Origin of the sequence: Peribacillus sp. FSL P2-0133, from assembly GCF_037975445.1 — a bacterium.
Lineage (GTDB): Bacteria > Bacillota > Bacilli > Bacillales > DSM-1321 > Peribacillus > Peribacillus simplex_E.
The window spans coordinates 1,366,622-1,385,196 of the sequence record NZ_CP150254.1; the positions used below are offsets into that span (position 1 = coordinate 1,366,622).

Here is an 18,575-nt window from a genome sequence, read left to right on the forward strand (position 1 = left end):
AAACAGGATTATTCCTGGAATTTGGCGCGATAAAACCTCTTAACCTTATTTTCGGTTTCCTTTACCGGAATTTGAAGGGTTTCAAGGAGGGTCAGGAAGTTTTTTTTCCCGGCTTTTGCATCCGTCACTTCATATTCAAGCTCAAAGTCTTCCTGATTCAAATACGAACTATGATCTAATACAAGTAAACCCTCTTTGTAAGGAAATTCAAGACGGTCTGTCTTTAGTGTCCCAAAGCAGGTAAAATCTTTTGGATCAATTCCGCATTCGAGGATAAGATGTTGGATCTCGCCATCAGGGAATGTGTTATGATACAGAAATGCATATGCGGTTTCTTCAGGAATATCTTGATTCGTTTCCAATAATCCTTCTGTAGCGGGCTGTTTTAAAGTCAGCTCGTAACGCCCGTTTTTCTCCCGGATTCTAAGCGCAGAATCTTGATTTTTCAAAGTGAATCCGAGTGTATCGAAGTAATGATTTTTCTGGGTTTTAAAGTTCGATGCCCCGAGATGAAAGTATTCGATCAGTTGACGAAATTCTTTTTCGCTTAAAAGGTTTTTAAATTCAATTTCAATATGCTGGTTCATGTGTTCCATCCTTTCTGACTGATTCTTAGGTTAATCATATAAGAACCATTCCAGCTGTCAAATTGAATTCAATAATTTTTGCTATTATACTTGAATATTTAGGAATCAATTGCAGGATATGATAAAATATAAACGTTGAGCACGAAAAATGGATTATCGTATATATAGAAATTAAATACATACTTTTTGCTAGAAAAAGAAATAGGATCCAGCGGTGAATTGGCATAAGTCATGTGACTGCTGGATTTAGGAGAGCGTTCTGCCCATACCAGAGTTGAACAGGCGCTTTTTAGATAGATATAGGTGGTGTGGCAATGGAGAGTTGGGACGATTTCTTGGCGCCTTATACTCAGGCTGTCGAAGAATTAAAGGTTAAGCTAAAGGGATTAAGGAAACAGTTTGAGAGAGAGAATATTCACTCGCCGATCGAATTTGTAACAGGCAGGGTAAAGCCGATTGTCAGCATTTTGGATAAGGCGAGCCTGAAGGATATTCCCATTGATAAATTGGGAACTGAAATTCAGGATATTGCAGGGCTTCGCATGATGTGCCAGTTCGTGGATGATATCGAACAGGTAGTTGAACTTTTACGAGGTCGCAATGACTTCGAGATAGTCGAGGAGAGGAATTATATTTCCCATAAAAAAGCAAGCGGCTATCGTTCTTATCATGTTGTAATCCGCTATCCGGTCCAGACGATCCATGGCGAAAAAAATATCCTTGCCGAAATACAAATCAGGACTCTTGCGATGAATTTTTGGGCAACGATTGAACATTCTTTGAATTATAAATATAAAGGCATTTTCCCGGAAGATATTCAACTGCGACTCAAACGTGCAGCGGAAGCGGCCTTCCTGCTTGATGCAGAGATGTCGCAAATCCGTACGGAAATCCAGGAAGCACAGCGTCTTTTTTCCAGGAAGAAAGATTCTTGAACGCATAAATGGGTAAACGAGAAGAAATCTAATTTGTGAGGTGGTATTACATGAAATTTGCGATTACGTCAAAAGGAGATGCGAAATCGAATACTTTAATGCAAAGGATGCGAACGTATCTTCAGGACTTTCATTTGGAATATGACGAAGATCAGCCGGATATTGTCATTTCTGTCGGTGGTGATGGCACTTTATTATATGCTTTTCACCGTTATAAGAATCGATTGGATAAAACTGCCTTTGTCGGTGTACATACAGGACATCTTGGTTTTTATGCAGATTGGACCCCTGATGAAATTGAAAAATTGGTGATAGCTTTAGCTAAAACCCCATTTCAAATAGTGGAATATCCACTGCTCGAAACGATTGTCCGTTATCAGCATGGAGGACGGGAAGCAAGATTTTTGGCTTTGAATGAATCGACGGTCAAAAGTGTGGAAGGGACGCTTGTCATGGACGTTGAAATACGCGGCCAGCATTTCGAGACGTTCCGTGGAGATGGTTTATGCATTGCGACGCCATCTGGAAGCACGGCGTATAATAAGGCGCTTGGCGGTGCCATCGTCCATCCATCAATCGATGCTATCCAGATTACCGAATTGGCATCCATTAATAACCGGGTGTTTAGGACGGTAGGATCTCCACTTCTGCTGCCGGCACATCATACGTGTATGTTCAGGCCGGTCAATGCGGTCAATTTTCAAATTACGGTCGACCATTTGTCCTTGCTTCAGGAAAATGTAAAGTCGATACAGTGCCGAGTGGCAGATGAAAAGATCCGATTTGCCAGATTCCGCCCTTTTCCTTTCTGGAAAAGAGTGCATGATTCATTTATTGCTAATTAAGGAGATAGATTCACCTCATGTCAAATCAAAACTTTTCTTTGACCTGGTCGGTTTTTGAAGAGGATTCTGGCTCTTTATTGCGAGAGTTTCTCAGCAAATGCGATATTTCAAAACGAGCATTAACGGATATTAAGTTTAAAGGTGGATATATCCAGTTGAACGGCGAAGAAGTGACCGTAAGGGAACGGATTGAAACGGGCGACATCGTCACCGTCATATTTCCGCCGGAGCAGGCAAGCGAAGGTCTTTTGCCGGAACCCATCCCCCTGAATGTCAGGTATGAAGATGAGTTTGTATTGGTGGTGGCCAAGCCCCCTTCCATGAATACCATTCCTTCCCGCGAGCATCCCAACGGCAGTCTGGCGAATGGCCTGGCGGGTTATTATAGGAAGACGGGAATACAGGCGACGATCCATATAGTTACACGTCTTGACCGGGACACATCAGGTTTGGTTTTAATTGCCAAGCACCGGCATATCCATCATCTTTTAAGTGAACAGCAAAAATCAGGACAGGTTAAACGGAGATACCAAGCCGTAGCTGAAGGAATCGTTGAAGGACCTGTAGGAGAGATAGTGGCGCCAATCGGACGAAAATCGACCAGCATCATTGAACGGGAAGTCAGGGAGGATGGCCGGTATGCCTGTACCCTATTTAAGGTATTGGCACATACAGAGTCCCATACATTCCTTAATTTGGAACTCCGAACAGGGCGTACACATCAAATCAGGGTCCATATGGCGCATATTGGTCACCCGCTGGCTGGTGATGATTTATATGGAGGGAACAGGAGAGGTATCCCTCGCCAAGCCCTTCATTGTTTTGAATTGAAATTTTTACATCCTTTCACCAAGAAGATGATGTTGTTTCAAGAAGAGTTACCAGAAGATATGACCCGTTTGCTCGAGGGAAGTAAAGGATGGGATTCCTGACTTTATATCCGTCCGGGCTGCATTAAACGAAACCAAGATTATGAAAAAACTTCATAGACGCAAAAAAAACTCACCAAGATGGCGAGTTTTTTTGGTTAATCAAAAGATGTCCTGAATTTTTCCGCTATATATGGCATGGAAGAAGGCACCTCTTGAAGATCCATTTCGGGATAACGGACAGCCGTCAGTTTTCCACCGAAGACGCAGCCTGTATCAATATTATATGTATGATTGACTCGTCTAGCTTCAGGGACTGGTGTATGTCCATATACGATCCATGTTTCCCCTTTGTATGATTGTGCCCAGTCTTTCCTGACCGGTGACCCATCGGGATGTTTGGAGCCATTGATATCACCATAGAGGACAAAGGTTTTTACCTTATTGCTATATTGGCCAATATAGTCTCTGCGAATTCCTGCATGGGCAATGATCAATCGCCCTTTATCGATGAGTTGATAAAGTGGGGAACGTTCATACAGATCCATAAACTTTTTTCGGATCTTCTTCTGCTCCCGAATGTTCAGTGATTCATATTCAGCTACAGTAGTCTCTAAACCGTGTGAAATTTGAACTTTATTGCCTGAAAAATAACGATACAATTTATTGCAGTGGTTACCTGGGGCATACCTTGCTATATTTTGGTTAATGACTAATTCATGGACAACCTCTATTACTTGAAGGGAGTTTGGGCCGCGATCGGTTAAATCCCCTACAAAGCCGAGAATTCTTCCAGAGGGATGTACAGGAAACCCAGTCTCCCATGTATAGCCCATTTTTTCGGTCAGCTGCCTGAATTCAGCGAAACATCCATGAATGTCCCCTATGATATCGATGTTCATTTGACACACCCTTTGTTTGTTTTGTATATGTTTATGGTATTAGTATAGTATTATTTAAAAAAATAAAATATAAACGAGGAAATGAAAAAATATGTTTTAGGAGGTGTATGGTTATGGAGGAGATGAAGGACCGGGAGCGGGAGAATAGTCAAATGAATAACGAGCTTTTGCTTGAAGCGCTAAAAACGGAAAGTCTAGATCAGTTTCGTACGGAGTTCCTTGAAATGCATCCATATGATCAGGCTCAATTTTATACAAGCTTGTCAGATGAATTCAGATCTGTCGTCTACACATATTTGTCACCGGAAGAAATGGCGGACCTTTTTGAAAATATAGAAATAGATGAAGAGGATTACGAAAGCCTGTTGGCTGAAATGAATCCTACTTACGCAGCCGATATGCTTTCCCATATGTATGCGGATGATGCGGCTGACGTCCTGAATGAAATCAATGATGAGCAGGCAGTCAGCTATTTGACCATCATGAATGATGAAGCGGCAAGTGAAATCCAGGAGCTTCTGAACTATGAGGAATCTACGGCAGGAAGTATCATGACGACAGAATTCATTGCCATTGAAGCAAATGAAACCGCTCGATCAGCCATGCAGATCTTAAAAAGGGAAGCTCCGGAAGCGGAAACAATTTATTATGTGTTCGTAACCGATCAGGATAAGAAGTTGCTTGGTGTTTTATCGCTCAGGACATTGATCATTGCTGATGAAGATGCTTTAATCGGTGATTTAATGGATGACAGGGTAGTTTCCGTACCTGTATCTGAAGACCAGGAAGAGGTGGCACGAAAAATAAGGGACTATAACTTCCTTGCCGTGCCAGTCGTCGATTTCCAAAACCATTTATTAGGGATTATAACGGTTGATGATATCATTGACGTCATGGATGAAGAGGCATCCGATGACTATTCTAAATTGGCAGGTATCTCTGATCTTGATCATGTTGATAAGAGTCCATTTTCCGCTGCAAAAAAACGGCTGCCATGGTTGGTCATCCTCTTATTTTTAGGCTTGCTGACTGCGAGTTTGATCGGCCGATTCGAAGAAACACTAAGTCAAAAAGCGATTCTTGCTGTATTTATTCCATTGATTGGCGGCATGGCTGGAAATACAGGAACACAAGCATTGGCAGTAGCGGTCAGAGGGATCGCAACAGGTGAATTAGAACAAGAAAGCAAGTGGAAACTGGTCTTTCGAGAGGCTGGAACTGGCCTTATTATTGGCCTGACATGTGGAATTGCCATCACTTTCATTGTCTATTTTTGGCAAGGTGATTTAATGCTAGGATTATTAGTCGGTATTTCCATTTTCATAACTCTAATCGTGGCCACACTTGCCGGTTCAATCGTCCCGCTTCTTATGCATAAAATGAAAATCGACCCAGCGGTAGCTTCAGGTCCTTTCATTACAACAATCAACGACCTTATCAGTATTCTTATTTATTTCGGATTAGCAACATTATTAATGGGCTATTTACTATAAGTCAATGAAGGCCCTCTTGGAGGGCTATTCCCACAGGACTTTAGAAAACGGTGTTTTTATCAAAGGAATTTTGATATACTATCATTAGTAGCAGGTACTAATAACTTGTATTAAAAATAGGAGGTCACATACGATGACTTTTTCATTAGAGGGAAAAACGTTTGTCATAATGGGTGTAGCGAATAAAAGAAGTATTGCATGGGGAGTTGCCCGTTCCTTACATAAAGCAGGTGCAAAGCTGATATTCACTTACGGAAAAGACCGTACGGAAAAAAGCGTTAGGGAACTATCTTCTACATTGGAAGGGGAGCCTTCCGCCATTTTACAATGTGATGTAACGAAGGATGAAAGCATTGAAAAATGTTTTGCGATGATTAAGGAAGAAACAGGTATCATTCATGGCGTGGCACACAGTATCGCATTTGCTAACAAGGAAGAGCTGGACGGCGAGTTCGTCAACACGAGCCGTGAAGGGTTCTTGCTTGCCCATAATATCAGTTCATTCTCTTTGACGGCTGTAGCTAAAGCGGCGAAGGAAATCATGCCGGATGGTGGCAGCATTGTCACAATGACGTATCTTGGCGGTGAACGGGTCATGCCAAATTATAATGTAATGGGAGTGGCCAAGGCCTCACTAGAAGCCAATGTCCGTTACCTGTCAAGTGATCTTGGCAAAGATAACATCCGAGTGAATGCAATTTCAGCTGGTCCAATCCGTACCTTATCCGCTAAAGGTGTCCGTGACTTCAATACAATTTTAAAGAAGATTGAGGAAGAAGCACCGCTCCGTCGTACAACGACTCCGGAAGAAGTAGGGGATACGGCAGTATTTTTATTAAGTGACATGTCCCGCGGAATTACCGGGGAAAATATCCATGTGGATTCTGGTTATCATATAATCGGATGACAGTAATTGAGGGGGCCGATATCGGTCCCTTTTTTTGTTGATTGTCCACTTTGCAGGTATGAACTGCTACATCCTCAATTGAAATCTTTCCGATTTTTTCATCTTCAAATGTTTTAGTTTTCTCCGCTAATCCCCACCATACTTAAGTTTGGTTAGTGTCCTTTTTTGAGGAGCGGCACATCTCCAGCATAAAGAAGGGTGAATCTCATATAAATGATACATAGAGCTGATATACATTATTTGCGAGAATCGGCAAAAACCTGCTTTCAACCCTATTCGTGAAAAAGAAGGAGGGGAATCATGGACGTGAAGAAAGTTGGTCTGCCTTGTGCTGTTGGAAAACAAACCATATACAATCCGCTGAAGAGACATATTAATTTGAATGAAAAAAATATCAGCACTCCATATACTGCCGAGGAATTGGTGGAGTTATTGTCCCGGCTTCCAGCCTTTGCACCTAAACCTGTTTGTAAGTTCATCATCAATGACCGTACACTGTTTGGGAAATTGGAACAAAAAAAAGAATCCAGTTTATTCATAAGGCATAAATTTGGGAAAAAAGTTGTCCAATACCATATGGAGCAGCTGCAGTCTGTGGATATCCTGAAATATTAAGGAGGGTTTTCATGTCAGAGAAAAATGGCGATAAGGAATCCAAACCACTTTTATATGTCGATCAAGTAAAAATATCAGATCAGCGTGGGAATATGCAAAGTGATTTTCGAACGAAAAAAGCTACACCTAAAGACAGCGTTGAGCCTGAACCCGAACTACAGGAAGCCGAGCAAAAAGAAGAAAAAATCGAAAAAGTCAAACGAGAATTCGGTGTTTATGATGCCATGAAGGAAATTGAAAAAGAGATTACGGGATTAAGGAAAATCACCGGACAATATGTCCCTGAGCAAACTCCGGTTGAACAAATGGAACATCCTGAACAAATAGAACAAGAAAACGAAAAACCAGTTAAGAGAAAAAGGAAAAAGGTGGAGAAGAAAGAATCTTCCCGCGACATCATTTCCCGCCTATCCAATCATCAAGGTTTTCCAAAGCCATTATGTGAGGCTATTGTTAACGGAAAAACAATTCAGTTTCATGTATTGGGAATGAAGGGGGAATCAGTGAAGATTAAAAGAGGGAACCATATTCGTTTCGTGGGCCTGCCGGATATCATCGATGCCAAAATAATTGAAGAACCTAAGTGAAGGAGCAATATTAAATGTTTCCCCCACAAAATGAATTTACCTTATTTATAATATTAGGCTTGGCTTCCTTCAGGCTGACACGCTTGATCGTTTTCGATAAGATCCTGGAGCCGCTGCGCCGCCCCTTTTTTACAGAAATAGAGGAAAAAAATGAAAAAGGGGATGTGGAAATATTTTTAATGCCCAAAGAGAAGGGCCTGCTTGGCTGGATTGGTCAATTGCTGAGCTGTTTTTGGTGCGTTGGTGTCTGGGTAAGCCTTTTTCTGGTTTTTCTTTATATCCAACATTGGTTTATTGGCGACGTATTGATATTAATCCTTGCCGTAGCAGCAGTAGGCGCAATCATTGAGGTCATAATCAGCAAAATTATGGACATTTGATTGGAAACAACTTGTCTCTTCGTTCATATAGTATGGTATAGATCTTGAAGGAGGAGTATAAATTGAATCAGAAACAGAATCCATGGGCTTATGCAAAACCGATTAAAAAAGATCAGCCGGTCAAAATCAAGAAAGACTGCGGCTGTAATAATAACAATAAAAATAAAGGCTATTGAGTGAAAAAACCTTTCCATTTTGGAAAGGTTTTTTATTTCCTAATCCTACCATTCATAAAAAAACAGTTATACAAGAAAATAACAATAGAACGATAAATTAGGATGTGATTCTATGCTCAGACAAGGAAGATATTTTAAGGGCAGCTTGCTGGTTTTTATAGTTTTTTTGTGTGTGCTTACTGCTTGCAGCAATCAGAATGATGGAAAAACGGAGAATTTAGCAATGATTAAACGTACGAATCCTGAACCGATGGATATCATTAATGGAATGGATGAGAAGGATGAAAAGGGACTGATCTCAAAGGTCAAGGAAACAGTTGCTAATGAAGACACCATCTATGACGTGATCGTCGTGAAAAACGAAAAAAAGATTATCGTCGCTTATAAAGTTAAGCACCTGCAACGTTTTCATATGAAGAAAATTGAAAAGACTGTGACTGAAAATCTGGAAGAGAAGTTTCCTAAAAATGATTTTATCGTATCAAGCGATTATAAAATATTTTTGGAATCTGTAAGATTGAACGAATTACTCAAAGAAAAAGATGTACCCGAAAAAAAGGCAAGGAAGAAGTTCAAGGAAATTGAAGAACTTCAAAAAGAATTAATTTAGAAGAGAGGTTCAGCTATGAGTGGCAAGGAGAAAACTACCCCACAGCAGAGTGCGTATCAAGAGCTCCAAGGGAAGCATGAAATTAAAAGACCAATAGTGAAGAATTGTTTGAAAGCCTTTTTAGTAGGTGGCATTTTCTGCATAGTGGGACAAGCCATTTCCTACTTCTATATTTACTTTTTCAACTTTACGGAACAGACAGCCGGAGGTCCTACAACTGCCACCATGGTGTTCCTGGCCCTTTTGATGACCGGTTTCGGATTTTACGACCGCATTGGCCAGTTTGCTGGGGCAGGAAGTGCCGTCCCTGTTACAGGATTCGGTAACGCAGTCATTTCGGCAGCAATCGAACATCGGACGGAAGGTTTTGTACTTGGTGTTGGATCCAATATGTTTAAATTGGCCGGATCTGTCATTTTATTTGGAGTATTTTCAGCCTTTGTCGTGGCGTTGATAAAAACAATTTATCAAATGAGTGGGGGCTAAGCGTGTTAAAGGGAGAACAAACATGGATGTTTACCAATAAACCGGTCATCTTGGAAACAGGGGTAACAGGCGGTCCATTTGAAGCAAATGGAGAAATCGCGGGTGATTTCGATATCCTATACGACGATTTGTGGATGGAGCAGGAATCATATGAGAAGGCACATCGACATTTGATGGAAAAAGCGGTTGAGCTTGCATTGGAAAAAGGTAAGATCAACAAGGAACAGGTACAATTTTTTTTGGCTGGTGATTTAATCAATCAGGTTACACCTACAAGCTTTGCAGCCAGAACTAATGGAATTCCATATTTCGGATTGTTTGGAGCCTGTTCCACTTCAATGGAAGGGCTTGCTCTAGCTGCTTTCATCACTAATTATGGCGGGGCTAACTATGTGTTGACAGGCGCCTCGAGCCACAATGCAGCTGTTGAAAAACAATTTCGCTATCCAACTGAATATGGAGGGCAAAAACCACCTACAGCCCAATGGACGATAACAGGAGCGGGGGTGGCGCTGGTTGCTCCTGGTGGAAGCAAGCAAGGGGAATTTCCCCATATTGTCTCGGCCACTATCGGAAAGGTCATTGACATGGGATTGAAAGATCCTTTCAATATGGGGGGAGCGATGGCCCCAGCGGCAGTCGATACGATACTTGCCCATTTCAAAGATACTGGTTTGACCCCGGATGATTATGATTTCATCATTACTGGTGATTTAGGTCAGATAGGGAGGGAGTCAGCCATTGACTTATTAAAGCAAAAGGGCTGTGACATCAATCAGGAAAAATTCAAAGATTGCGGATTGATGATTTTTAAAAAGGATCAGCCTGTTTTGGCTGGCGGGAGCGGTGCAGGATGTTCGGCAGTGGTTTTATACGGTCATATATTAAATGAGATGATTTCTGGTAAATATAAAAAAATTCTGCTTGTCGCAACAGGAGCATTATTGTCACCACTTTCCGTCCAGCAAAAAGATACGATTCCGTGCATTGCCCATGCGGTGGCCATTGAATATGGAATGAATTCATGAAAAAGGAGAGATTTCGATGTTAGCAATGTTTTTTTGGGCCTTTGTCATCGGTGGCTTGATCTGTGTCGTCGGCCAGCTTCTTTTCGATGTTGCTAAGCTCACACCAGCACATACGTTAAGCTTGTTCGTTGTAATAGGAGCTGTTCTTGGCGGATTTGATTTATATGAGCCGCTTATTGACTTTGCCGGTGCTGGAGCAACCGTACCGATCATTTCGTTTGGGAACTCGCTGGTGAACGGGGCGATGATGGAATCGGAAAAACATGGGCTCGTTGGCGTACTGACTGGTATGTTTGAAATTACGAGTTCCGGTATCTCTGCAGCAATCGTCTTTGGATTCATCGGAGCTTTGGTTTTCAGACCAAAAGGATGAAATAAGCGGAAATAGGCAGCCTGGACTAGGACATGGCCTATACATATTTGTCCAGACCTACATATGTTATCAGTAAGCTTTAGCGAGAGCGAGGTGATATATATGTTTGGTTTTGGTGGCTACGGTTGTTGTGACGGCAGCGGTTATGGATACGGCGGCGGTTATGGATACGGCGGTGGTTATGGATACGGCGGCGGTTCCACTTTTGCGATAATCGTTGTATTGTTTATCCTATTGATCATTGTAGGGGCTTCTTTCTGCTAAGGAAAAAGGAATAGGCAGAAGAAGCCTATTCCTTTTTTTTTTGTTTGGGCCAAGCACCATTTTTCTGATAATGCCATAGGATAGGTACAGAAAAGGGAGGGGCTTAGGTATGGATAATAACTTTTTTAAAAACATAGAAGGTAAAACCGGCGTAAATATGAAAGATGTATTAGAATTGGCAAACTCGCTGCAAGGAGCCAATTTCAAAGATGAAACAACTGTTAGAAATGTCATTAAGCGTGTTTCAAAAATAGCGAACAAACCGGTCAATAAAGAAACGGAAGATAAAATCGTCCATTCCATCGTAGCTGAAGGGAATAAGCTGGATTTCGGTACTATTTCGAATATGATAAATAAAAAGTGAAAAAAGGCCTGCTATCATGCAGGCCTTCAGACTGCAGACAAACTCGAAGAAAAGCGAGTTTGTCTGCAGTTTTTTTTAAAAAAAGTTGTAGTTGATTCCAGAAATTTGCCGACTGCCTGCCAAGCCTCCTCGCCATAAGCATCTAGCGGTTTCCTGGCAAGTCAGTTTTCCGGCAGGAGTGTCGTAAATTTCTTCATTTTAGTAAGGGTTTCATAAAACAGTAAAAATCCATAAAGTATAAACTAGTCTTAAACATGGTTCGGGATGAGACCACTCCTAACCTCATCTTGTTTTATCCTTCCATTTCCTAAGATGGGATAGCATCAGCTTTGGTCAAAGCTTCAGAAAACGTGATGGATGGGCGGTCCGTCCGCGTCTAGTTTGCAGGATGGAAAGGTAAAGGTCCTTTTTAGCCCTGGTTGCCGCTACATAGAGCAATCGTCTTTCCTCTTCAAGAGGGGATAGTTCCCCTTTCCGGTAAGATTCAAGTGCGAAATCATGAGGAATGCTGCCATCGACAGCAGCAAGAACATATACTGTGTTATATTCAAGCCCTTTGGAACGGTGTATGGTGGTAAGCTGTATGGCATCCTTAAAATGTTTCGATAGCTGTTTAATCTCTTGGACCATCGCAGTCATATGATCGACATGTTCAAGGAAAGCGGCGACGGTGGGAAAACGATTTGCTGCCACCTTTAAGTCACGAATGTCATCGGACCCTTTTTCCAGGTTCGCATCATTTCCGCGTTTTTTTACATATTCCTGGTATCCTAAATCTTTCTCGATGATTTCTAAAGCTACGAGTGGCGACATAATTTTTAAAGAGCGGATCTGTCCTGGAATCGTTTTTAATTTTCGTTCTTGAAAAGCATGTCCTGTCTTAACAAAAGCAAATGCATCGATAAAATCACAATCCTGCAATATTGTCATTGCTTTTAACTCCTGTAATATACTTTGCTTTAAGAATAAGGAGGAAAGGACATCAGATGCTGCCTTGCTGTCATGAGGAAACAAACTCAAGCGCATAAAGGCAAGCATGCCGCGGATGACCCTGCGCTGATAAAACGAATCCGCATCCTTTTCAATGACGAATGGCAGGTTGGAAGCGGCTAGCCGTTCAAAAATGGCCCTGGACATCGTATGTGTCCTGTACAATACTGCAAAGTCCCCAGGATTTGCTCCCTTGGATATTTTCTCTTGGATATCGGATACGATCATCGTTGCTTCCAATTCCTCATCATAAGGATAAAATAAAATAGGGGGATTTCCTGAATCATGCTGTGCCCTCATCTTTTTCTCCATCCGGTTCTGGTTGCGCTTAATCAATCGGTTCGCTGTAGCGACAATTTCATGAGAAGAGCGGTAATTCTCCGTCAGCTTCACTACTTGGGATTGAGGGAAATCATGATTGAAATTCAAAATATACTTCGGATCGCTTCCCCGGAATGAATAGATGGATTGATCATCATCTCCAACTGCACATACATTTTTTGATTCAGCAGAGAGGAGTTTTATCAATTCATATTGAACTTTATTGATATCCTGAAATTCATCTACCAAAAAGTAGTTAAACCTTTGCTGATATTTCTTTAAAAAATCCGGGTGATTTTTTAAAAATACATAACAGCCTACAAGCATATCATCAAAATCATACTTCCCTGTTTGCTGTTTATATTCTTCATATTTCTTATATAAAAATAAACACGATTTCTCCCAATCGTCCTTAGGGTGAATATCTTCTGGAAAGGCCAAAGAGTTTTTCCAAAGCCCGATTTGTTGAAGGGCTTGATCATATGCAAATTCCTTATCATCAAGTTCCAATTCCCTGCCAGCCTGTTTCAATACCTTTTCTTTTTCCCACTCCCACTTCAATAGGAAATCGCGCTGCCATTTGGCTGGTTCATGGAAAATCAGGATTTTATAAAAGATGCTATGAAAGGTCCCGCTAACGATTTGAGAAACAAGGGAAGGCGTCATAGAGGGATAGCCGAGCAGACGATGCTGCATTTCCTTTGCGGATTTTGCCGTAAATGTTACAAGCATGATACTTTTTGGATCAATTTTTTTCACTGTAAGCATATAGGCAGTGCGTACCGTCAATACGCGGGTTTTCCCGCTGCCTGCTCCTGAAAGGACGAGAATTGGACCATCGATCGTCATTACGGCCTTGAGTTGCTCTGCATCGAGTACAACCCCTGATGAGGATAATTCTTGAAAGTATGGTTCCTCTGATTGTGCCAGACCATATGGTTTATCTGAATATTTCGGATTGCCGGTTATGGGCCGGCTTTTAAGGAAAGGTTCTGTAATGGTTTTTGTTTCCGTAATGGTTCGTGATGTTGGAATCCTAAATCCATTCTGTTCCATATATTCTAATGGCCTGTCCTCGTTCATCGGTTCTGAAATGGGCATTTCACAGGGGCCCTGCGACGGGTCACTATGATAAAAATAAGGTGTCTCATGGATTCCAATAAATAATTTCACTGGTTTATGACAAATGATACAAGAAAGCTGATCACGTTTTCCTTTTTCAAAAAGTGTCTGCAGCTCACCAGCTGAAACGGTATGTAAATGTACGATTTCATTGCCAGATTTTGCTTGATTCATATAAATGGATACCTCTAATCTATTAAAAATATCGGCAATACTCATCATACCAGAAGATTAGGAAAAAAGAATGCGGAAATCATGTTTAAATTATGGTTCCGGATAGGTAATTAAATGACAACATAACTATTTAAATATAAGGAGGGGTTACTATGGGATACATAGCACCTGTCACACAATTTGATTATATTCAATATGCCAACAGGAAGGTCGAAGCTGCAGAGAAAGTAAGAATTGTTAAAGGAACGACACTCATTCAACCTATCCGTTTTGATCAGGTGTTGGAAAGGGAAAGCATTGGAGGATTACTTCAAATACAAGATAATGATCGGGTAAGTACATATGGAGCAGGCATATATAAATATCAAATGGGCATGAGGGTCAGTGAAGATTTAACGGCTGGAATGACAGGAAAAGGAAGGGTTATCAATAAAATTGTCTAGTTTCTCCATGAAAGACAAAAGAGGACACGTGAAGTGTCCTTTTTGTGTTGATTCTTTTAAAGAATGTCAATTTCCACGATTAGAGCTAACAATAGTTGCAGTAATAGTTGGATGTTTAGAGCGATTTGTGCATCAGTTGTTGTAATGTCGATATCACGGCTGTTTTCAACAATTGTTTTTTGGCGCGTGATTTGTTTAACATTAGAAGATTGGATTAATTCTTGAGTGATCTTTTCAGCATTATCAGCATCTGCAATGGAAATGCTTACGATGACCGCAATAGCAGCTTGTAGTGCAGCTTGTAGAGAAAGGGCCGCTTTAACATCCGTTGAAGTGACATTTACATTACAAGAGTCTTTAATGTAAATAAGTTCTTCAGAAAGCTGTACTTGATTATTATCCTGTCTTGCCTCTTGTTCAATCTTTGTGTCATCGTCACAGAATCCTGACAGGGGATGTCTGGAAGCGGAATCTAGAGCCGACCATGATCTTTCAGAATCATCATGTGTGTTACAATTGCTACGATATACATTTTGGTTCATGTTGTTTTTTCCTCCTTAGGTTTTATTCCCTATTAAAATATGCTTTGATGATTAATCTGGTTGGACGAATAAATCAGTTAATTCGTCTATTTTTTTAATACTTAGAGAAAGTATTAGTGTGTGGGGGATGAATAATAAAGAAGCTGGAGCTTTAGGAATGAAATGTAAGTGCTGCTATGTCTCGTTTTACTTATTTCTCGCCAGCAAGTAGGGTGATTAGGTGATATGGTGCGTCATTTATCTTTGGAATCCGTGAATTTATTGTGAATGGAATTTGTAACTGGATTAACATCATGTTCCGTGATGTTCTTTTCTTGGTTTATGATTTTTTGTGATTGCTCTTGTAAATAACGAATGGTTTCTTTAAGGTTGTTTCTCTCTCTTTCAGTTAGATCGACTTTATCCTTTTTGAAACCATGTTTTCTCATAGTCCTCGAAACCAGCAGTTCCATCAGTCTTTTTTGAGACTCCTCCAGGTTAAATTCATTGTTACCCATAAAATTTTCCCTCCTTCTTGCTTTCTATATATAGACTATGTATTTTTGAGGAGATTGCCATTGAACGCAAATGTTTTTTTTTATAAAACGATATTTAAGTCCATGAACGAACAAAAAAGCTGTCCAATCAGAAGACTGAAAGGACAGCTTTTTTATATCATAAAATGGTTTTCTTCATCGTTTTATGAGGAATGCCAGCATCCATGAATTCGTCGGAAACGATCTCATACCCTAATTTTGAATAAAAAGGGATAGCATGCACCTGGGAATCAAGCTTCAATTGAGGCACTTCCTGCTGGATTGCGTATTCCTCAATGGCATTCATGATCATGGCGCCGGCACCATTCTTACGGCCCGATGATATTACACAAATGCGCTGGACTTTACCAATGTTGTCAATGACCCTGAAGCGGCCGGCACCGATTGGCTGATGCTGCTCATCATATAAAACGAAATGTGTGGACTCTTTTTCAAATTCATCGATCTCTTCTTCAAGAGGGACGTTTTGTTCTTGGACGAACACTTTTTTTCGAATCATATATGCATTTTCAAGCTCTTGGCTGTTCTCTGCGATTTTTACAAACACGAAATCATTCAGCTCCTAATCTAAATGTTTCATAAACGGTCCATGCCCCATCTTCAAGTTGATACAGCAAGTGAACTCGTTTAACTTCTTCTTCATGGCTGATGTCAAGCATGCTTAATTGGCCTAAAACATCAGAATGCTCATTATCGGATAAATCTTGAGCGATGGTAATATGCGGGACAAATGCATGTTCACTTTCACTTTTCATGAAGTCCTCATTGTTAAGTGCATCATGAAGCTCTTGAAGCCCTTCGGATAATTCCACTTTGAAATAAATAGTATTGCTTACGGGTTGGAAAGACTTCGTTTTCGTTACGCTCATCGTAAAAGGCCTGCACTTTTGAGCAATGCCTTTTAATTGTTCCGCGATTGTTGAAATTTCCATATCCGTCGCTTCGAACGTTGGTTTAAGCGTCAGATGCGGTGGTATGAAAGCGTATTTCGTATCATACCGTTTGCGATAGGAGTTAGCTAAATCTTGAAGTTTTTTTGAAGGGAAAATTGCAACACCATATTTCATAAATAAAACCTCCTGATATTTTTTTTGTTGTATTATAGTTGGACATGTTTTTACTTGAAACCATCTCAAAGAGATGATTTCGAGTAAATTAGAACATTTCCAATAGTGCTCGTTTTAAATCTGCCTGCCAATATTTCCAGGTATGATTACCTTCAAATTCTTCATAGAAGCAAGGAAATCCTTTTTGATTTATTAATTTATGCAATTCCCTATTTGGTTCTATGAAGTTTGCCTTGTTGCCATCCGTCGTCGGAACATCTGTTTCACCAGTCCCGATCACATGATAAAGTTCGAGGAGATGCGGATCCTCAAAATTACGTACAGCGTCCATTACTGCTTCATTGGCAAGTGGCGACTGCATGATGCATTTCCCGAATGTATGCGGGTACTGCAAAGCGGCCAATAAAGAAACTGTACCCCCAAGAGAGTCACCGATCAAAGTTCGACCATGTCCCATTTGATAGGTTGGGAATTCATCATCTAAAAACGGGACAAGTTCATGTGCAAGAAAACGTATGTATGAAATGTGCTGTTCCCCGTCCGGATGATATTTGCGCCTGCGGTCAAAGCGGTCTTTATAAGGAATGCCGACAATGATGATATTCTCGATCTCATCGTTCCCTAACAGTTCATCTGCTACCCTACCAATTCGGCCCATTTGAAAATAATCACGGCCATCCTGAGCAATCACAAGCGAATATTTATACAATGGCGAAAAATTAGCAGGCAAGTAAACAAGCAGTTCCAATTCTTCTGCTAAAGCTTCGCTTTTAAACATGTACTCTTTAATTGTGCCTTTGCGTAAACTCATTTTCCCGCACCTCAATGATAAATAATAATGAAAAACAACTTACTTGATTATTTTAGCATAGCCTTGCGACTTTTTCCCGTGACAAGAATTTAGAATATAAAATTTTCGTTATATTTTCTAAAAATTTAAATTATAAGGTGTTATAATACAAGGATATAGAAAAATAATACAAAAAAGGTGGCGAATAAAATGGCAGATGTACACGTACACAGCAGGGAAGTAACAAAGGCGGCTAAACGAACATTATTAGAGCGTGGTGTCAGTGTGGAGGCAATTGCAAAAATCGTTTATGAATTGCAGTTCCCGTACAAAGCTGATCTTAAGCTGGAGGAATGCATCCACAGCGTTGAGCGTGTCCTGTTGAAAAGGGAAATTCAACATGCCATTTTAGTCGGTGTGGAGCTGGATAAACTGGCAGAGCAAAAAAAGCTATCAGAACCCCTGCAATCGATTGTTGAGTCTGATGAAGGGCTATTCGGAGTGGATGAAACGATTGCCTTTGGTGCAGTACTCGGTTACGGAAGCATTGCTGTAACGACCTTTGGCCATTTAGATAAAAATAAAATAGGCGTCATACACGAACTTGATAAGAAGCAAGAAGGAATCGTTCATACCTTCCTGGATGATATCGTTGCAAGCATTGCCGCGAGTGCCGCCTCAAGGTTAGCTCATCGTCTGAGGGATGAAGAAGAATCGTTAACTGAACAGGAAAAGTATATCCAGGAAGAAGAAGAGTTAATAGGTTGAACCTTGATTAACAATCTTCATCCAGACCTGTCAAACCTGGCCTTAATGAGGCGGGCAGAAAGGATATTGGCCACTTTAAATGTCCGTTTTGTCTGCCTTAGAAAACAGAATGCGTGAATATGGCCTGGATAAATCTCAAGCACCTGAATTTTCCGCTGCGTAATCTTACCTTGTTCGGAGAGATAAATTATCTCCAATGGAGCATTTTCTTCCATATGTTTACGAAGTATATATTTCATTCCCTGTCACTCCTTTGCTGACTTGCTTGCTATCATTATATGCGAACAAATGTTTTATATGCAAGTGGAAAGGGAATGTTCGTTCGTGTTTTGCGGAGCGGGGAAATAAAATAAGAAAAAATTAAAACTTTTTTAATATAATGCGTTGACTTTTTAACAAAA

25 protein-coding genes are annotated in these 18,575 nt (G+C 40.7%); 16 read left to right on the plus strand and 9 right to left on the minus strand.

What is annotated here, in order from left to right; genetic code table 11:
• Window positions 1-8 precede the first annotated feature (8 nt).
• Window positions 9-587: a CYTH domain-containing protein gene (locus MKY17_RS06555; RefSeq protein ID WP_339201534.1), complete on the minus strand. Its 579-nt coding sequence runs from the start codon at window positions 585-587 to the stop codon at window positions 9-11.
• Between the two features lie 314 nt (window positions 588-901).
• Here MKY17_RS06555 and MKY17_RS06560 point away from each other — a divergent pair, with 314 nt between their 5' ends.
• The 3 genes from MKY17_RS06560 to MKY17_RS06570 are packed head-to-tail and all read left to right on the plus strand — an operon-like array spanning window position 902 to window position 3,299.
• Window positions 902-1,522 carry a GTP pyrophosphokinase family protein gene (locus MKY17_RS06560; RefSeq protein ID WP_034314484.1) on the plus strand — a complete coding sequence of 207 codons (621 nt, stop codon included), beginning with the start codon at window positions 902-904 and terminating at the stop codon, window positions 1,520-1,522.
• 50 nt (window positions 1,523-1,572) lie between these two features.
• Window positions 1,573-2,367 carry an NAD kinase gene (locus tag MKY17_RS06565; RefSeq protein ID WP_053534153.1) on the plus strand — a complete coding sequence of 265 codons (795 nt, stop codon included), beginning with the start codon at window positions 1,573-1,575 and terminating at the stop codon, window positions 2,365-2,367.
• Window positions 2,368-2,384: 17 nt separating this feature from the next.
• Window positions 2,385-3,299: an RluA family pseudouridine synthase gene (locus MKY17_RS06570; RefSeq protein ID WP_098371282.1), complete on the plus strand. Its 915-nt coding sequence runs from the start codon at window positions 2,385-2,387 to the stop codon at window positions 3,297-3,299.
• 95 nt (window positions 3,300-3,394) lie between these two features.
• Here MKY17_RS06570 and prpE read toward each other — a convergent pair whose 3' ends face one another.
• Window positions 3,395-4,138: a bis(5'-nucleosyl)-tetraphosphatase PrpE gene (prpE, locus tag MKY17_RS06575; RefSeq protein ID WP_098371281.1), complete on the minus strand. Its 744-nt coding sequence runs from the start codon at window positions 4,136-4,138 to the stop codon at window positions 3,395-3,397.
• A 152-nt stretch (window positions 4,139-4,290) separates the two neighbouring features.
• Between prpE and mgtE the strand changes: the two genes are divergently transcribed.
• The 11 genes from mgtE to MKY17_RS06630 all read left to right on the plus strand — a co-directional run bounded on the left by mgtE (window position 4,291) and on the right by MKY17_RS06630 (window position 11,421).
• Window positions 4,291-5,631 (plus strand): magnesium transporter, encoded by a 1,341-nt coding sequence (mgtE, locus tag MKY17_RS06580; protein ID WP_339202322.1) that lies wholly within the window; start codon window positions 4,291-4,293, stop codon window positions 5,629-5,631.
• A 133-nt stretch (window positions 5,632-5,764) separates the two neighbouring features.
• On the plus strand, window positions 5,765-6,538 hold the full coding sequence (gene fabI / locus MKY17_RS06585) for an enoyl-ACP reductase FabI (RefSeq protein ID WP_098371280.1): 774 nt from the start codon (window positions 5,765-5,767) through the stop codon (window positions 6,536-6,538).
• A gap of 300 nt (window positions 6,539-6,838) precedes the next feature.
• Entirely contained in the window at window positions 6,839-7,153 is a 315-nt protein-coding gene (locus MKY17_RS06590; protein ID WP_098371279.1) for a hypothetical protein, read from the plus strand.
• Between the two features lie 11 nt (window positions 7,154-7,164).
• A complete protein-coding gene (locus tag MKY17_RS06595; RefSeq protein WP_098371278.1) occupies window positions 7,165-7,740 on the plus strand; it encodes a hypothetical protein in 576 nt (191 codons plus the stop codon).
• Window positions 7,741-7,754: 14 nt separating this feature from the next.
• Window positions 7,755-8,120, plus strand: a complete 366-nt coding sequence (locus MKY17_RS06600) for a DUF1360 domain-containing protein (RefSeq protein ID WP_098371277.1) — start codon at window positions 7,755-7,757, stop codon at window positions 8,118-8,120.
• Between the two features lie 288 nt (window positions 8,121-8,408).
• Window positions 8,409-8,906 (plus strand): YhcN/YlaJ family sporulation lipoprotein, encoded by a 498-nt coding sequence (locus tag MKY17_RS06605; RefSeq protein WP_098371276.1) that lies wholly within the window; start codon window positions 8,409-8,411, stop codon window positions 8,904-8,906.
• A gap of 15 nt (window positions 8,907-8,921) precedes the next feature.
• A complete protein-coding gene (gene spoVAC, locus MKY17_RS06610) occupies window positions 8,922-9,392 on the plus strand; it encodes a stage V sporulation protein AC (RefSeq protein ID WP_098371275.1) in 471 nt (156 codons plus the stop codon).
• A 2-nt stretch (window positions 9,393-9,394) separates the two neighbouring features.
• On the plus strand, window positions 9,395-10,420 hold the full coding sequence (gene spoVAD / locus MKY17_RS06615) for a stage V sporulation protein AD (RefSeq protein WP_098371274.1): 1,026 nt from the start codon (window positions 9,395-9,397) through the stop codon (window positions 10,418-10,420).
• A 16-nt stretch (window positions 10,421-10,436) separates the two neighbouring features.
• On the plus strand, window positions 10,437-10,793 hold the full coding sequence (spoVAE, locus tag MKY17_RS06620; protein ID WP_098371273.1) for a stage V sporulation protein AE: 357 nt from the start codon (window positions 10,437-10,439) through the stop codon (window positions 10,791-10,793).
• 96 nt (window positions 10,794-10,889) lie between these two features.
• Entirely contained in the window at window positions 10,890-11,057 is a 168-nt protein-coding gene (locus MKY17_RS06625) for a YjcZ family sporulation protein (protein WP_339202324.1), read from the plus strand.
• Between the two features lie 109 nt (window positions 11,058-11,166).
• The gene (locus tag MKY17_RS06630; RefSeq protein ID WP_034314458.1) at window positions 11,167-11,421 is read left to right on the plus strand and encodes a stage VI sporulation protein F; all 255 of its coding nucleotides are present in this window, start codon (window positions 11,167-11,169) and stop codon (window positions 11,419-11,421) included.
• Between the two features lie 333 nt (window positions 11,422-11,754).
• Here MKY17_RS06630 and MKY17_RS06635 read toward each other — a convergent pair whose 3' ends face one another.
• A complete protein-coding gene (locus tag MKY17_RS06635; protein ID WP_098371271.1) occupies window positions 11,755-14,028 on the minus strand; it encodes an ATP-dependent helicase in 2,274 nt (757 codons plus the stop codon).
• Between the two features lie 152 nt (window positions 14,029-14,180).
• Between MKY17_RS06635 and MKY17_RS06640 the strand changes: the two genes are divergently transcribed.
• A complete protein-coding gene (locus MKY17_RS06640; RefSeq protein ID WP_098371270.1) occupies window positions 14,181-14,471 on the plus strand; it encodes a hypothetical protein in 291 nt (96 codons plus the stop codon).
• Window positions 14,472-14,527: 56 nt separating this feature from the next.
• Here the strand turns inward: MKY17_RS06640 and MKY17_RS06645 are convergent, their stop codons facing one another.
• The 5 genes from MKY17_RS06645 to MKY17_RS06665 form a co-directional block, all read right to left on the minus strand.
• A complete protein-coding gene (locus MKY17_RS06645; RefSeq protein ID WP_098371269.1) occupies window positions 14,528-15,013 on the minus strand; it encodes a spore coat protein in 486 nt (161 codons plus the stop codon).
• A 233-nt stretch (window positions 15,014-15,246) separates the two neighbouring features.
• A complete protein-coding gene (locus MKY17_RS06650; RefSeq protein ID WP_141993163.1) occupies window positions 15,247-15,510 on the minus strand; it encodes a hypothetical protein in 264 nt (87 codons plus the stop codon).
• A gap of 157 nt (window positions 15,511-15,667) precedes the next feature.
• Entirely contained in the window at window positions 15,668-16,096 is a 429-nt protein-coding gene (locus MKY17_RS06655; protein ID WP_339201541.1) for a GNAT family N-acetyltransferase, read from the minus strand.
• 4 nt (window positions 16,097-16,100) lie between these two features.
• Window positions 16,101-16,616 (minus strand): YjcG family protein, encoded by a 516-nt coding sequence (locus tag MKY17_RS06660; RefSeq protein ID WP_076367073.1) that lies wholly within the window; start codon window positions 16,614-16,616, stop codon window positions 16,101-16,103.
• 88 nt (window positions 16,617-16,704) lie between these two features.
• Window positions 16,705-17,427 (minus strand): alpha/beta hydrolase-fold protein, encoded by a 723-nt coding sequence (locus MKY17_RS06665; protein ID WP_141993165.1) that lies wholly within the window; start codon window positions 17,425-17,427, stop codon window positions 16,705-16,707.
• A 189-nt stretch (window positions 17,428-17,616) separates the two neighbouring features.
• On the opposite strand from MKY17_RS06665, the gene MKY17_RS06670 reads away from it, so the two are divergent.
• Entirely contained in the window at window positions 17,617-18,174 is a 558-nt protein-coding gene (locus MKY17_RS06670) for a phosphatidylglycerophosphatase A (protein ID WP_339201543.1), read from the plus strand.
• A 17-nt stretch (window positions 18,175-18,191) separates the two neighbouring features.
• Here MKY17_RS06670 and MKY17_RS06675 read toward each other — a convergent pair whose 3' ends face one another.
• A complete protein-coding gene (locus MKY17_RS06675; protein ID WP_076367067.1) occupies window positions 18,192-18,413 on the minus strand; it encodes a hypothetical protein in 222 nt (73 codons plus the stop codon).
• Window positions 18,414-18,575 lie beyond the last annotated feature (162 nt).